Origin of the sequence: Nodosilinea sp. LEGE 07088 (assembly GCF_015207395.1) — a bacterium.
Classification (GTDB): Bacteria; Cyanobacteriota; Cyanobacteriia; order Phormidesmidales; family Phormidesmidaceae; genus Nodosilinea.
Window position 1 is genome coordinate 1 of record NZ_JADEWX010000161.1, and the last position, 13587, is coordinate 13587.

Consider the following 13587-nt stretch of genomic DNA (forward strand, 5'->3'; position numbering starts at 1 on the left):
CACCTTCCCCATCTCCCTTATCCACCCATCTCCATCCCCCTATGGCACCATAGCAATGCCTTCCTCACCGCAGGATGATTTTCTATTGCTTAACTCAGACCTGGGTGGGCCACTTCTATGGGCAGCGATGGTAACTCAACGACCCGAACTCAAGACCCAGCGCCTGGTGTTGCGCCTGGGCACAACCGACGACATCCCGGCGATTTTGCATTACTACCGAGTCAATCGCGCCTACCTCGAACCCTTTGAGCCCCCGCGCCCCAACGGTTTCTATACCCACGACTTTTGGCAGCAGGTCTTGACCGCGCGCCACCAAGAGTTTTTTGAGGGGCAGGCGGTGAAGCTGCTGATCTATTTGCAGACAGCCCCCACCCAGGTGATTGGCACCATTAACCTCAACGCCATTGTGCGGGGAGCCCTGCATGGGGCCACCCTGGGCTATGGGCTGTCGGCCCGGCACCAGGGCCAGGGCTACATGACCGAGGCGGCGCAACGACTGATTGCCTACGCCTTTGATGAACTCAATCTGCATCGTCTAATGGCTAACTACATGCCCCATAACTACCGCAGCGCCAACGTGCTGAAACGGTTGGGCTTTCAGATTGAAGGTCGGGCCAAAGATTACCTCTTTATTAATGGCCAGTGGCAAGACCATATGCTGACCAGCTTGATCAACCCCAACTGGTTGCGGCCAGCGCCATAGCGATCGCGGCGCCCAGCGGCCTTAGATTCTAACCAAGTTCTGGTGCTGCGCTATTTATAGTGCCTGGCTGGCTGGGCACTTTGAGTAGGCAACGCATAACGGCTCAGGCTCCTGCAATGGAGTAAACCGCAATGCTCTGTGCCTGGGGGCCAGTCAGATGCTCTTGTTGATTAAAACGTAGTGAAGCTAGGTCTCGATGATATTCGATCGCATTTTAGAAGACGCCCTGGGCTTTATTCGCCGCTTTCTCTGGTGGCGTTCCAATCAAGCCGAGTCGATTAAAAAACCTTTTACGTCGATGCAGGTTGTCCATGGCGAATTTGGCATTATCTCGCTGGTCGAGGGTCGAGACACCCCCAGGGCGGTGCGCAGCTGGATCTATGCCCCCAAGCGAACCGACCTAAATTCTACGAAGTCTGTCATCCGCAAGACCAGCGACGATCTCCACATCTATCTCGACTTTTTAGGCCCGCTACCCAACTCAGACTCGCCCAGGGCCAAGGAGGAGAGGCAAGCGCGGCAGCTCAGTCGGCGATCGGGCGAAAAGGTGTTTACCCATCGCTTGCAGGTGCTGAGGGCCAGCCATTTCTTGAATGAACACGGCTTTTATGATTACGACCTGATCTATTGGGAAGATTTTGATTTTTACTGGCCGGGCGGTCAAACGCCGGAGCTATTGGCTCGGCTGGCGGTTGATAAGCTGGCCTACCACTGCCTCAACCAGGCCGATGCGTTTGATATTGCGCCCGCAGATTGGTCAGCCCTGCTGCAATCCATTTGGCAGAAGATTAGGGCGTAGGCACGATTATTGGAGGCTGTTCGCGGCTCTCCATAAAGTCATCTGTAAATTGTTCGAGGCTATCAAAAAGGGATTGCCAGGGATTGTCTTTGTTAAGCAGGACTATAGCGTTACCTATTTTCTTGATATAAACCTCGGTACCGCTGACTAGTTATTTTTGTAGACCTCTCTTCGGTGTTTACACTGCAAGATTTCTATCTTCAGCTCTTTATCCAAGATTTCATATCTATGCGATAGTCCCCAATTCTCAGTCTGTATTGATGTTCATAGCCCTTCAGTTTGACAACTCCAGAAGGGCGCGGCTCCGATTTCAGCGCAATGAGCTTCTCTTGAACTTTAGCCTTGATTGAGACAGGCAGTTGGTTAATTTGTTTCTGCACTGACTTAGAAACGAGGACGAGATAAGCCATAAAACTCTCACGGCTTAGGTAGACTGAGCTTGGATGAAGTCATCAATGGTCATAAACTCACCTTGCTGATATTCGAGTTTAACGGCATCAATCTCAGCTTTGGTATCAGCGTCTTCTTCGTAGCTGGCTTCTTCAGCTTCAAAGATCTGCTGCTCGATGATGTCGAGCAGATGTCGTTTAGCGTCGATATCAAGGGAAGTCACCGCCTGAATGAGAGAGTCTAGGGTGATTTGCAGGCTGATAGTTGGGGTCATAGGAGCTGACTTTTGAATGTGTAGTTTATGAATAAGGTAAGTATGTTATCTCGTTACTGATTAGCAGGCTTGATAATTGAGACAATGCGAAAAATAAAACGCTGTAGTCTTTCTCTCCATGTTAGCTTTGGCCTTAATTCAAGTGCCTTCAACAAGCTTATGATTGCTTCTTCATTGCGACCCAGCTTTTGGAGCGCAATCCCTTTGTTGTTGAGCGCGTCGTGATCGTCGGGTTTGATTGCCAGGGCGGCGTCATAGCAGGCGACGGCCTCTTCGTAGCAGCCCAAGTTACCCAGCGCCATCCCTTTGTTGTAGAGCGCTGGGTGCTTGTCGGGTTTGATGACCAGGGCGGCGTCATAGCTGGCGATCGCCTCCTCATGGCGACCCAACTTACGTAGCGCAATCCCTTTGTTGTAGAGCGCTTGGTGATCGTCGGGTTTGATGGCCAGGGCGGCGTCATAGCTGACGATCGCCTCCTCATAGCGGCCCAGGTTACGCAGCGCATTCCCTTTGTTGTAGAGCGCTGGGTGCTTGTCGGGTTTGATGGCCAGGGCGGCGTCATAGCTGACGATCGCCTCCTCATAGCGGCCCAGGTTACGCAGCGCATTCCCTTTGTTGTAGAGCGCTGGGTGCTTGTCGGGTTTGATGGCCAGGGCGGCGTCATAGCTGGCGATCGCCCATTCAAATTGCTGATCGGCAGCACAGATGTTCCCTTGCTCAAAGCGCAGGCGGCTAATCTCACCTGCTGAGTGGTTATCGTCAGCCAGCAGATCGTCGATTTCGAGCATGCGTTCTCGCCGCTGTTTAGGTGTCCAGCTCAGGTATTCGTCATAGTCGCCTTCTTGCAAAATGCGTTGCGCGGCTTGCTGCACTTCCTCTGCCGACCCCACAAACTCCCATACGCCTGATCGCCAGTCGAAAAAGTCTGCCGCACGGCGAATCAGATATTTCATCGCGTAGGGCGGCACCAAAAACACAAAGCACAGCCCAAAGGTTTCGCGAAACTTTTCGCGCTGCAGGTTTAGCTTGCCGAGCAGCTTGGGCACGGTGTCTTTGGCGTAGTAGTCGCCCTCGCTGCCGTAGCCGGGTTTTATGTAGGGCACCAGCGACTTTTCCAGCCCGGTGACAAATAGCACGTTGGTATTGTCGATGTCGGGCAGCGCCTTGACGGTTTCGTACAGGTCGTCAATTTCGTCTTCCAGGCGCAGCACGTCCACGGTTTTGTCGGTCAGGTCGTCGCGCACGCGGGCGATCAGCCGCTCTCCATCGGCGGGCGAGCACTGCACAAACAGCAGGCCAAACCCCTTCGTCCACTGGAGTGCCCGCACCAGCGCGTCGTATTCCTCCTCCGGCGATGCGGCGAGGTCGTCATCCCATTCCGTTAGCTCGGGTTTCGCCATAAAAATTTGTAGGATGGGCAAAGGGCCTCGCCCGTGCCCATCGGTCTATTAGGGGGTGGAATTAGATGATGGGCACGCTTCGCTTTGCCCATCCTACGGGGTTGGGGGTGATGGTTCTATCTTATCTAATGCCGCCTGAAACTCCTTCACGCCGCGCAGTAGCGGGTGAATATCGCGCCAGCAGACAATCTCACCCTCGTCATCAATGTAGCGATATTCCAAAATGCAGCGGTTAAACAGCAGCTCGCGGTGGGCCTCGTCGTTGAGAATTTCTTTGGTCTGCCACACCCTGGCCAGCAGTGGCCACTGGGGTTCATACACCGCATTGCGGTAGGTATTGCGGGCCTTGGTAATCGCCAACCGCACCGCCTTTTTGCCAATCGGCAACGCCGTGGTCTGCTTAATCGCCTCCTGGGCCATCAGCATCAGGTTGCGCATGTGGCCACCGCTCATCAGGCAGAGCTGATCGAGGGTTTCGGCAGCGTCAAAGATATCGCCCACCAGTTGCTTGTCAGCGCTAACCCCAGCTGCGTGAAATACCCGCTGGCGCACCAGTTCGCGCATAATCTCTAGCCCTGGCTCACAGACGTTGCCCACCTGGTCGCGCACCATCACCATCGGCAACACCTGAATTTCGGCGTCGTAGATGTCGCGCAGGTCGGGAGCGCGGCCGGAATATACCAGCGAAATTGGCACCGTGTAGATCACGTGGCAGTTCAGCAGCTTGAGCTGCTCACTGCGGTCTACAAAGATTTGCTCGTGGTTGCTGGGTTCGTTTTCCCGCAAAATGGGTGGAATGCGATCCAGACTATCGACAATCAGCACCAGCTTGTGGGTGGTTTGCTGGGGCGTTTGGGCGATCGCCTCGGTAATAAACGTATTCAGCGCCTCAATCAATGAGGGGGTGTGCGGCTCGACAATTTTGCGAATTTGGGCGCGGGCGGTGGGGCTGACCTTGAGCGTGGTGGTCAGTTTGCTGAAGGGTACCTCAGCATTGAGGCTATCGAAGCCGACTTCGCTCTGCATGGCATCCACCAGCTCGCGCTTGCGCGACTGAAGCCAGTTTTGGATTGGCTTCTGGTCGCCCTGCAAATCTTTCAGCAGGTTGCGGGTGCAGGCCAGCAGAATGTCCGTATATTGGGCGTCTTCGGGGTCGATGTCGGCTTCTTCGGCGGCAAAGTAGACAACGTGGTAGCCGTCTTTCTCTAGCGAATCCTTCAGCCGCAGCAGCTCGGTCGATTTGCCCGCACCGCGATGGCCGGTGTAGAGCTGGTGGGTAATGCGGTCTGAATAGGTAATCTGCCGCCCCACGTCGATAAGGATGTTTTCTTCGCCCCGCACTGCGCTGCAATTCACATAGACCGGATCGCCTGCGGGCAGCGGCTCAAAGGGGTCGAAGGCGTTATAAATGCTGCGCAGAATCTCGAAGTCGGAAACCATGGCCGGGGCCGCAGAAGGGTTAGTGCCTATGGTAATGCGATCGCCACGGCTGGTTTAGTTAGATCCAGCCGTGGTTATGCCATGTCAATGGGTGGTTTCGGCATAATCGCAACCCGCATTGTTATGTCACGGGGTGGTTATGGCGTGTTAACACACTGCAATCCTATGTCAACCTGAGTTCGGGATAAGAAATTTTCCTGCTAAAGCAAGCTTACTGTCCCCTGCTGGGAGGGGTAGGGGTGGGTCAATCGAGGCTATCAGCAGAACTTCACCGTATTGAGCCGATTACTCTCTGTAGCAGTTTTGACCCACCCCGCCCTCCGGGCACCCCTCCAGAGGAGGGGACGGCGTTATCCCGAATTGAGGTTATGTCACTACCCCGCATTAAGATAACCACCTACGGTTTTACGATGTCATCGCCCTGCATTGCCAATGCAGGCGGTGGTTTTGTAGATGCGCAGGCATGCCAAGGCATTGCGGGGCACTGCTCCCCAGGCCATCCTCAAACCTAGCCAACCCCGGCAAAAGCCTGGTCCTCCGCCCGGAAAAATCCCCATCCCTCAACACGAGATTGATATGGATAACGGTTTAACCAACCCTCAACCCCGACTTACCCTAGCTCCCATCTGCCCAGGCTAAACTTTGGGCGTATTGCTATCCCCATGCCCCCTATTCACACACCGGGAGATCGCCCCATGAATCTGCTGAAAAAATTTGTTGGCTTTCTGGTTGTCCTGATTGCGCTGGTCGTCGCAGGCGGCTACCTGCTGCCCAGCACCGTCCACGTCGAGCGCGACATCCTCGTCGATGCGCCCCCCGAGCAGGTCTACGCCCTGATCAGCGACTTCCACGCTTGGGATGACTGGTCGCCCTGGGCCAAACTCGACCCCAACGCCGAGATGACCATCAGCGGCAGCGGTGTGGATCAAACCATGACCTGGGCCAGCGAAAACCCCCAGGTGGGTAAAGGCACCCAAACCATCGTGACCATGGATGCGCCCAAATCTCTGCAAACGCACCTTGAGCTTGGCGACATGGGCAAAGCCGATGCCCACTTTACGCTGCAACCCGAAGCCGACCAGACCCGCGTGGTCTGGTCGCTCGACACCGACATGCGCGAGGGCGTGCCGACGCTGAAGCAGCCGATCAATACCTACTTCGGCTTTTTGATGGATTCGATGCTGGGTAGCGATTATGAAACCGGCCTGCAAAACCTCAAAGACCTGGCAGAAGGCTAGGGATTTCCCCTCGGTAGAGCGATGATCTGCGTAGGGTAACCTCAGTTCGGGATCACACTTCCTCCTCCTGGGAGGAGTGCCCGAACGGCGGGGTGGGTCAAAATGCTGACATCAAGGCTGCTGCGTTCTACGGATAAGCTGGGCAATGGCTCAGACCAACCCACCCCTAACCCCTCCCAGGAGAAGATGATTGATCGCACAGGAGCTGGACACGCACCAAGCTTGTGTAGACAAGTACCAAAAGGCAGAAGTAAGAAGGCAGAAAGTAGAACGGGAACCCCAGGTCTCATAAGGGTGTCCGCGTGAGTAAACAGCTGGGTTATTTCCGCCTCAGAGTACTAGCGCCCTCAACTCTATGGGATGGAGTTGAGGGCGCTAGCTAGGGAAAAACCCTAAATCGTCAGATCGGTGTCCAGGTGATCGTGGCGGAGCTGGTCGGTCTCGACAACGCCTTTGTCGAGGTTCTCGCGACGCAGCTTGCCGAAGTCTACTTTGTCGAGGTTCTCTTCACGGAGTTTGCCGAGGTCCCCTTTGTCGAGGTTTTCTTGGCGCAGCTGGTCAAAATCGACGGCACCTTTCTCCAGGTTCTCTTCGCGGAGCTTGCCAAAGTCGACTTTGTCGAGGTTTTCTTGGCGCAGCTGGTCGAAATCGACGGCACTTTTTTCGAGGTTTTCCCGACGCAGCTGGTTGAAGTCAGGGGCGGCAACGGCAACGGGCGCGAAAGCGGTAGCGGAAACAGCGGCGGTCAGCAGAGAAAGGGCAATGCGTTTCATAGTGGGGCTCCTTTAGGAATCAAGGGGTTGTTTCGGTCATTCATCTTGAGTCCTATAGTGCGGGGGCCGACTGAGCCCCTCCTGACCGCCCTCTGAGGCCACCTTAAGGGCTACCTGAGAAACCTGAGAAGCGGCCAGAGACTAGCTGAGTTAGTGGTCTCCCTTGAGGTTGGGTTGAGGCACGAAACCCAACGCCCATAGGGGTTAGGCTATCGTTCACCCATCTTACGATCGGCTCCAATCAGATTAAATTAAGCTCGCTAGCTGCCGCCCCAACTGCGCCTAATCTGCCGCCAAAAACGCCAGATAGTCGCTGGTTAGCTCTTTCACCGCTGCTTCGTAGAGCTGGTGCCCGTGCTCGGGGGTAGCCAGGGCCGGGTTAGACCCCATGCGCCCGTCGGGGTAGTGCCGCCGAAAGTCTGATGGGCTGTAAATGGCATGCCCCCTCGGTGCAACCTGGGGCTCTAGGGGTGCCTGTTTAATGAAATCGGGGTAAGCGTACTGGGTCAGGGCCACTTCGCTGGGGGTCGCGTGGGAGCCTTCCTGGTCGCCGTAGAGCTCTTTCGCCAGGGTGTACACCGACTTGGCCATAAACCAGTTGGCCGTTTTGCAGCGTACCTGCCCTGCATTGGGAATATGGTCAGTCGCTAGAGCGGTGTAGGTTTCGGCAAAGGCGGCCTTGAGGGTGGCTATGTTGCCGCCGTGACCGTTGATAAAGAAGAAGCGGGTAAAGCCGTAGCGCACCAGCGGCGTGAGGTAATCCTGAATGACTGCAATCAGGGTGCTAGGCCGCAGGGTCATAGAGCCGGGGAAGGCGGTATGGTGCAGGGCCATGCCGACGTTAATGGTGGGGCCAACTAGGGCATTGGCCGCTTCGCCGACTCCCTTGGCGACAACTTCAGCACAAATAGCGTCGGTGCCAATCAGGCCGGTGGGCCCGTGCTGCTCAGTCGAGCCAATGGGCAGAATGAGGCCAGTCGATTGGGTCAGGTAAGCCTCAACTTCGGGCCAGGTGCAGAGGTGCAGCAGCATGGGGTAGGGCAAAGAAGGGTAAGTGGTGGCGTTGCTGAAGCAGGCCTGACGCTAGAGGGCGATGTCTCCCGCAGGAGAAAACGGCAGCTTACCTGACTTAACTTGAAGCCAGTCTTCAACAACGCCTACACTATAGCGCTCACCCTAAGGCCGGTGGGGCAGCCCGATGGTATGCCTGGTTACATCGCTGTGCCATCTTCATTGATATGAGAGAAATGGATGTTGCTGGGAGTGTTAAGGTACAAAGTTAAGATTAGTTAGAATCAGAAGTAATGGTCATCTACCCAGATGGCTAACGCGTAGTTGAGTTGGAGCGACAGCAAAATCACGGGGCCACGCAGAGCCTCTATCTAGAGCAAACCCCGATGGGCTGGAAGAGCGCTTCCCTACGCCAGCCAAGTGACCCGAGCGTTGATGTTACCTGTGAAGGAGCCGCGACTATGCTACACCGCAAGATCTATCAACTCTGTTGTGATGGTCAAGATGTGTGGATATTTCTACGGGATCAACAGCGTTGGATTGAGCGGGCGAAGATTTTAGATATAGAAGGCGACCTGGTTACCTTGCGCTACGAAACCGAAGAAGACGACGAAATGTGTTCGTGGGAAGAGATGGTGCGCCTGGAGAGCATCGGTGCTGTCACCAAGCGTCTAGCCTCGGTGCCCCGGGGCAATGTTGAGCTGACTGTCTCCGACGACTGCCCTGAGACTGAGCAAATTAGCGATCCCTATCCCGAGTCAAACGCCGATTAATGGCCTTAATCGACTGGCCCACTGGGGTCGGCAAAGGTGTTGATGTAGCCATTGCCGGTGTAGACGCCCGGGGGCCTAGGGGCTGAGAAAGGGGCTGGGCCAGGCTGAGTTTGCGGCGCGGTGGTATTGAAGGTGCTAGTAGGGCTGGTGGGCTGCGATCGCACTGCCCCCGCCGCTGGAGCTACTGCCGGATTGCTCAAATCGAAATCAACCGTGGCCGATGAGGGAATAGCCGGGGAGACAATCGCCGGGGCTAGCCCTGGTGGCACCCTGTAGCCCGTGGTGCCGGGCGGCGGCGACATCTGTGGCGTGGTGCGAATGAAGCGCTGGTCTACCCCTGGTACAGACCCTTCTACCATCCAGGGTGTGGGGGTTAGGCCGCTGGGGTCGGCAGCCTGATTGGATGAGGGTGTGGCCGGTTCGACGGTCTCTGAGTTGGGCTCGGCATCAGGCGATGCGCTGAGTCGTTGATTGAGGGCCTGTTGCAGCGGGCTAAGCGGCAGCGCTGGGCGGGCTGTCTCCGCATCTTGCGGTTGCCCCGGTGTGCTCGAGGCTTCGGCATTAGCGACGCTGCTGGCGCTCGTAGGGCCAAGCCGCAGCCGATAGCGTTCTAGGTATTGGGCAAAGGGGCTGGTGGTCACCTGTTCGGCAGTGGCCTCGGGCAAGTCTAAACGGCTGGTATCGACGGAGTCCACGTCTAGCGCGGTGGAGGTCACCGGCTGGAGCTGGTTGAGCAACAGCGCTAGATTGTCGATTTCGGCCAGGTCGGCTAGGTCTTCGCTCGATAGGGCATCTAGATTGGGGCTGGGGTCACCCGTGGCATTGTCAACGGCGGGTTCGTACTGGCCCCGCCATTCGGGATGACGCAGATACTGGGGTATCGCGATCGCCAATAGCCCCAGCGTCGCTAAAGACCCCGCCACCGCCGGGTGACGGAGCCGACGGGCGATCGCATTCATCCGCACCAGGCGGTAGCGTACAGCAGGAGGCAAAGGCATGGTTGGGCAAACTCGTCTGCACTCCTTCCATTCTAGGGCGGTTACCCTGTGACCTGGCCAGCAGGGTCAAACTATTGCTCCTGACCTACCAACAATAGCCAGTCTCCCGTCACTAGGGCGATCGCCCCGCCGGGGAAGGGATCGCTTTGGCTGCCGTTGGGGGCGGGGAGTAGGGCCACCAGTTTTTCGATGTGGTCAAAGCTGACCTGAGCGGCGATCGCCCGGTGCAGCACCCGCCGCAAGACCCGTCGCTGGAGCGCCAGGGGGGCCGCAGCCAGGGGCGATCGGGCAATTTGCCAGGGCCCTGACTCGGTCGGGGGCACAACAACCTGCTCGTACAACTCTGCCGCCATGGTCTCCAGCAACGCGACCTCGGCAACCAGCAGCTCCGCCGTGTGGGCCAGCGTCGCGTCTGCGCCAGGGTTGAAGTGGTCTCTCACGTAGGGCAACAGCTCTAGGCGAATGCGGTTGCGGGCGTAGGCCATGTCCTGATTGGTGGCATCTGCCCAGATGGGCAGGTCAAACTGGCGGCAAAAGTCGCTGGTCTGCTGGCGGGTGAGTTCTAGCAGCGGGCGCACCAGCGATACCGCACTGCCAACAGACAAAGGCCGCTGCCAGGCCAGGGCTTGCAGACCGTCGAGGCCACTGCCCCGCAGCAGGTTGTAGAGCAGTGTTTCGGCGCGATCGCTTGCCGTATGCCCCGTTGCCACATGGGTACAGTTTTCCTGCATCGCCCATTCCTCAAACACCCGATAGCGCCAGTGGCGGGCGGCGGCTTCGGTGGCGTAGTCAGCCTCAGCGGTCACGATTCGACAGGCGATTTCCCACTGGTTGCACAGCTGCTGCACAAACGCAGCATTGGCAGCGGAATCGCCCCGCCAGCGGTGGTCGCAATGGAGCACCCGTAGCCGCCAGCCCCACTTGGGGCGCAGATCTACCAACAGCTTCAGCAAGCACACCGAATCTTGCCCGCCCGACACCGCTACCAACACAGTCGCCCCCCGAGGCAGTAGCGGGCGACGTTTTAGCAGCCGATGTACCCCGGCGTGGGTTGTACTCCAGGCAGACCCGCCCATACTGTGTGCCATTCAACAGGTTCTTCCCAGGCTACCCCACCCCCAAGGGTCTATAGAAAGCGCATCCTCGCGACAGCCCCTGCCTCGGCGCTGAAGCTGAGAAAAATCTATGTCACACTTGGGCAACGGCCCCATCTACTCAAGTTTTGCACGGTATAGCGACCCATGGCTCAACCCTACCAAGCGCTGATAGACGACATCGTTGCCGCTACCCTTAAGGGCAACATTCAGTCAAAGCAGCAGGTCTACCGCAGGCTGCAAGCAGGCATCGAGCCCGGCAGCGGTGAACTGTTTGAGCGAGCCTTAGAGACTACCCTGGCCGCCCTGGAACCCGATCTTGCCTCCGGCAGCGACGAATTTAAGCAGGCCAAGGCCCTGCGCAAGCAACGCGCCCTGCGCACCATCCAGGGGGAATGGCAGCGCTGGCAGGCCGACAACCAGGCCAGCGCTGCCCTCACCGGGGTAGAAGCCGACATTCTCAATGCGGCTGCCGATGAGCGCCTCTTGCAGCTGCTCGCAGCCCTCGACCCCAACCGCGACCAACCCCTCTCTAGGGAACAACTGGGGCAGCTGGCCCAGGCACTCAAGCAGGCCCCTGTGTCACCTGACGCGGCCCCGGCTACGGAGGCTCAACCCGCCCTGGCCACCCTAGCCGAAGGGCTAGAGCAAGGGCTGGCCGCCTGGCAGCAGCTCGAAGGCGATGTCGTCGGCTGGATCTATAACCAGGGGCAACAGCTGGGGTTTAGCCAACCGGGCGATCGCCCTGGCCCCTGGCAGCACTGGGGCAAAGTGGTGAGCCACCCGGCCCTGAAACGGCTGTTTGGTGACCTGGCCCAGCACCAAACCGTAACCGCCGCTGGGGTCACCCTGCCCTTAGCCGTGGCCGACTGGGTGGCCTGGGGGGTGGTCTTGCAGCGGCTGCAGCTTGCCCTGGTGAGCTGGTTCGATCGCCAACCCTACGACCCCCAGGCCGGTAAACGCCTCTCCATCGCCACCTTTCTCACCTTTGCCGTGGTGTGGGGCCAAATTTCTAACCGCCTGGGCGAACAGGGGCAGCGGGCGCTGGCGCTGGGGTCATTTCAGCTGGCGCTCCAGGGATTACGGCAATTTGCCAACCAGAGCTACTTCCCGCTCTACGGCGGTCTGTTTACGGCGCTCTCGGGAGAACCCCTGCGGGCCCTGCTCGATTACCTCGATCAACCCCTTCAGCAAGTGCCCAATACAGCGGTCAAAGCCCGTATTCTCACCCTGTTGGGCTACTCCCAGCGAGCCCTGGGCAACTACCGCCAGGCCAAACGCTTTCACGAGCAGGCGCTGGAGGTCTCTCGCCAGGCCCAGGATGTGCCCTGCGAAATCGCCAGTCTCAACCACCTCAGCCGCACCTGCGTCGCTCAGCAAGACTTTGAGGCGGCCGAGGGCCACAGCCAGCGGGCGCTGATTTTGGCCCGCCAAAGCGGCGATACGATTGGTCAGGCCAATGCTCTGGCTAACCTAGGCTACAGTCAGGTGGCCCAGGGCCAGTCGCAGCTGCTAGAGACCGAACAGTACGAAACCGTTCTCAGCTATCTCGAACAGGGACTGGCGCTCTCAGAACAGGTGGGCGATCGCCCCAGTCAGGCCCTCTGCGCCAACAGCCTCGGCATTGCCCAACTCAAGCTAGGGCAATATACCGCCGCGATCAATTCTCTCCAGCAGGGGCTACAGGTAGCCCAGGCGATCGGCGATCGCTATCTGATGGCCTCTAACTTTGCCAACCTGGCCGCCGCCCACCAGGGCGACGGTAACCTCGAACAAGCCGTCCTCACCGGCTGCCTGGGCATGTACCTGCTCCACCAGATCGACTCTGCTGAATGGCGACAGCCCGCCGCCCTGCTCAGCATTCTCTACGGCCAGCTAGGGCCAGAAAACTTTCAGCTGATCATCGCCGACCACCGCCAGCAATTCCTCGCCGTCATCGGCGTCGATGGCTACGACTTCTTGCCGCCGCTGCTAACGCGGTACCGAGAGTCGCTGGAGTAGAGATTTGGGTTGGTTGAAAGAGCTTTGCGTATGAGCAGCCGTCCCTTGGGAGAGGGCTTTCGAGGATGCTGTTTACGACTCTTGTCAGTCAATCGGGTTCCTATGTTTCGACTTGGTATAGCTGGCAAAGGTATCGAACCTTGAGCAGATCAGCTGTCTGTTCGGGAGACGATCGCAGCAGCTTTTGAACCGCGTTCGCGAGCGTACTCATGCCAACCTTTTCGACCTGTCGAGCGAACTGGGCCAGGTCTTGACGAGTAGCTTCATCCAGCCCACAGGCACCTCTTTCGGCCAGCCGCTGAATAGAAATCAGCAGGTGGTCGATAACGGGTAGCGAGCTTTCGCCGGAGGCAGAAGCCTCTGAGGGTACTGTCGATAGCGACGTCGCGATCGCGTTGGTCTTGCCTTTCTGCTTAAACGCAAAGTGCAGATTGTGAATGGCGGACCGTCCGGTATCAGCGGGATTGCACAGGGCGATCGGCCGGCAAAACACCGCGTCCCGTTCTAGATACCCAAAGCCGACAATGCCCCATCTGTCTAAACTATTGGGATCAAGCTGTTCTAGATAAGTAGGCGGTTGAAATTAAATGTAAGATAGCGGGGTAGCTAGAGTGCCCCAAAATGCCCGCCCCACTACGCATCATACTAACCGAGGAAGAAGATCGGACGTTGAGCGAACTTCGAGAGGCTCAG

General features: G+C 57.7%; 13 protein-coding genes and 2 pseudogenes. 5 read left to right on the plus strand and 10 right to left on the minus strand.

The features are described from left to right. Both IQ254_RS24715 and IQ254_RS24720 read left to right on the plus strand, forming a co-directional pair. The coding region (locus IQ254_RS24715; RefSeq protein WP_313887561.1) for a GNAT family N-acetyltransferase at window positions 1-703 on the plus strand (703 nt) is incomplete at its 5' end. A gap of 196 nt (window positions 704-899) precedes the next feature. After that, window positions 900-1502: a hypothetical protein gene (locus IQ254_RS24720; protein WP_193968820.1), complete on the plus strand. Its 603-nt coding sequence runs from the start codon at window positions 900-902 to the stop codon at window positions 1500-1502. Here the strand turns inward: IQ254_RS24720 and IQ254_RS33910 are convergent. The 5 genes and pseudogenes from IQ254_RS33910 to IQ254_RS24735 all read right to left on the minus strand — a co-directional run. Further along, window positions 1492-1647 (minus strand): annotated as a pseudogene (locus tag IQ254_RS33910) (antitoxin); the annotation flags it as partial. The gene IQ254_RS24720 and the pseudogene IQ254_RS33910 overlap by 11 nt on opposite strands. A 2-nt stretch (window positions 1648-1649) precedes the next feature. Then, a pseudogene (locus IQ254_RS33915) lies at window positions 1650-1912 on the minus strand (type II toxin-antitoxin system RelE/ParE family toxin). A gap of 14 nt (window positions 1913-1926) precedes the next feature. Then, window positions 1927-2166 carry a hypothetical protein gene (locus tag IQ254_RS24725; RefSeq protein ID WP_193968821.1) on the minus strand — a complete coding sequence of 80 codons (240 nt, stop codon included), beginning with the start codon at window positions 2164-2166 and terminating at the stop codon, window positions 1927-1929. A 53-nt stretch (window positions 2167-2219) separates the two neighbouring features. Next, window positions 2220-3566 (minus strand): tetratricopeptide repeat protein, encoded by a 1347-nt coding sequence (locus IQ254_RS24730; protein ID WP_193968822.1) that lies wholly within the window; start codon window positions 3564-3566, stop codon window positions 2220-2222. A gap of 93 nt (window positions 3567-3659) precedes the next feature. Beyond that, window positions 3660-5006 carry an AAA family ATPase gene (locus tag IQ254_RS24735; RefSeq protein ID WP_193968823.1) on the minus strand — a complete coding sequence of 449 codons (1347 nt, stop codon included), beginning with the start codon at window positions 5004-5006 and terminating at the stop codon, window positions 3660-3662. Window positions 5007-5668: 662 nt separating this feature from the next. On the opposite strand from IQ254_RS24735, the gene IQ254_RS24740 reads away from it, so the two are divergent. Beyond that, window positions 5669-6244, plus strand: coding sequence for an SRPBCC family protein (locus IQ254_RS24740; protein WP_193968824.1), 576 nt, complete (start codon window positions 5669-5671; stop codon window positions 6242-6244). Window positions 6245-6636: 392 nt separating this feature from the next. Here the strand turns inward: IQ254_RS24740 and IQ254_RS24745 are convergent, their stop codons facing one another. Together IQ254_RS24745 and IQ254_RS24750 are read right to left on the minus strand one after the other, a co-directional pair. Beyond that, window positions 6637-7017: a hypothetical protein gene (locus tag IQ254_RS24745; protein WP_193968825.1), complete on the minus strand. Its 381-nt coding sequence runs from the start codon at window positions 7015-7017 to the stop codon at window positions 6637-6639. Window positions 7018-7299: 282 nt separating this feature from the next. Further along, window positions 7300-8049 (minus strand): creatininase family protein, encoded by a 750-nt coding sequence (locus tag IQ254_RS24750; protein ID WP_193968830.1) that lies wholly within the window; start codon window positions 8047-8049, stop codon window positions 7300-7302. Window positions 8050-8489: 440 nt separating this feature from the next. On the opposite strand from IQ254_RS24750, the gene IQ254_RS24755 reads away from it, so the two are divergent. Beyond that, a complete protein-coding gene (locus IQ254_RS24755) occupies window positions 8490-8801 on the plus strand; it encodes a DUF6679 family protein (RefSeq protein WP_193968826.1) in 312 nt (103 codons plus the stop codon). A 5-nt stretch (window positions 8802-8806) separates the two neighbouring features. Here IQ254_RS24755 and IQ254_RS24760 read toward each other — a convergent pair whose 3' ends face one another. Both IQ254_RS24760 and tilS read right to left on the minus strand, forming a co-directional pair. Further along, window positions 8807-9799 carry a hypothetical protein gene (locus tag IQ254_RS24760; RefSeq protein WP_193968827.1) on the minus strand — a complete coding sequence of 331 codons (993 nt, stop codon included), beginning with the start codon at window positions 9797-9799 and terminating at the stop codon, window positions 8807-8809. A 71-nt stretch (window positions 9800-9870) separates the two neighbouring features. After that, complete coding sequence (tilS, locus tag IQ254_RS24765) at window positions 9871-10887, minus strand: tRNA lysidine(34) synthetase TilS (protein WP_228041065.1); 1017 nt, start codon at window positions 10885-10887, stop codon at window positions 9871-9873. Between the two features lie 153 nt (window positions 10888-11040). Between tilS and IQ254_RS24770 the strand changes: the two genes are divergently transcribed. Continuing rightward, entirely contained in the window at window positions 11041-12894 is a 1854-nt protein-coding gene (locus tag IQ254_RS24770) for a tetratricopeptide repeat protein (protein WP_193968828.1), read from the plus strand. 100 nt (window positions 12895-12994) lie between these two features. Here IQ254_RS24770 and IQ254_RS24775 read toward each other — a convergent pair whose 3' ends face one another. After that, complete coding sequence (locus IQ254_RS24775; RefSeq protein WP_193968829.1) at window positions 12995-13387, minus strand: hypothetical protein; 393 nt, start codon at window positions 13385-13387, stop codon at window positions 12995-12997. Between the last annotated feature and the right edge of the window lie 200 nt (window positions 13388-13587).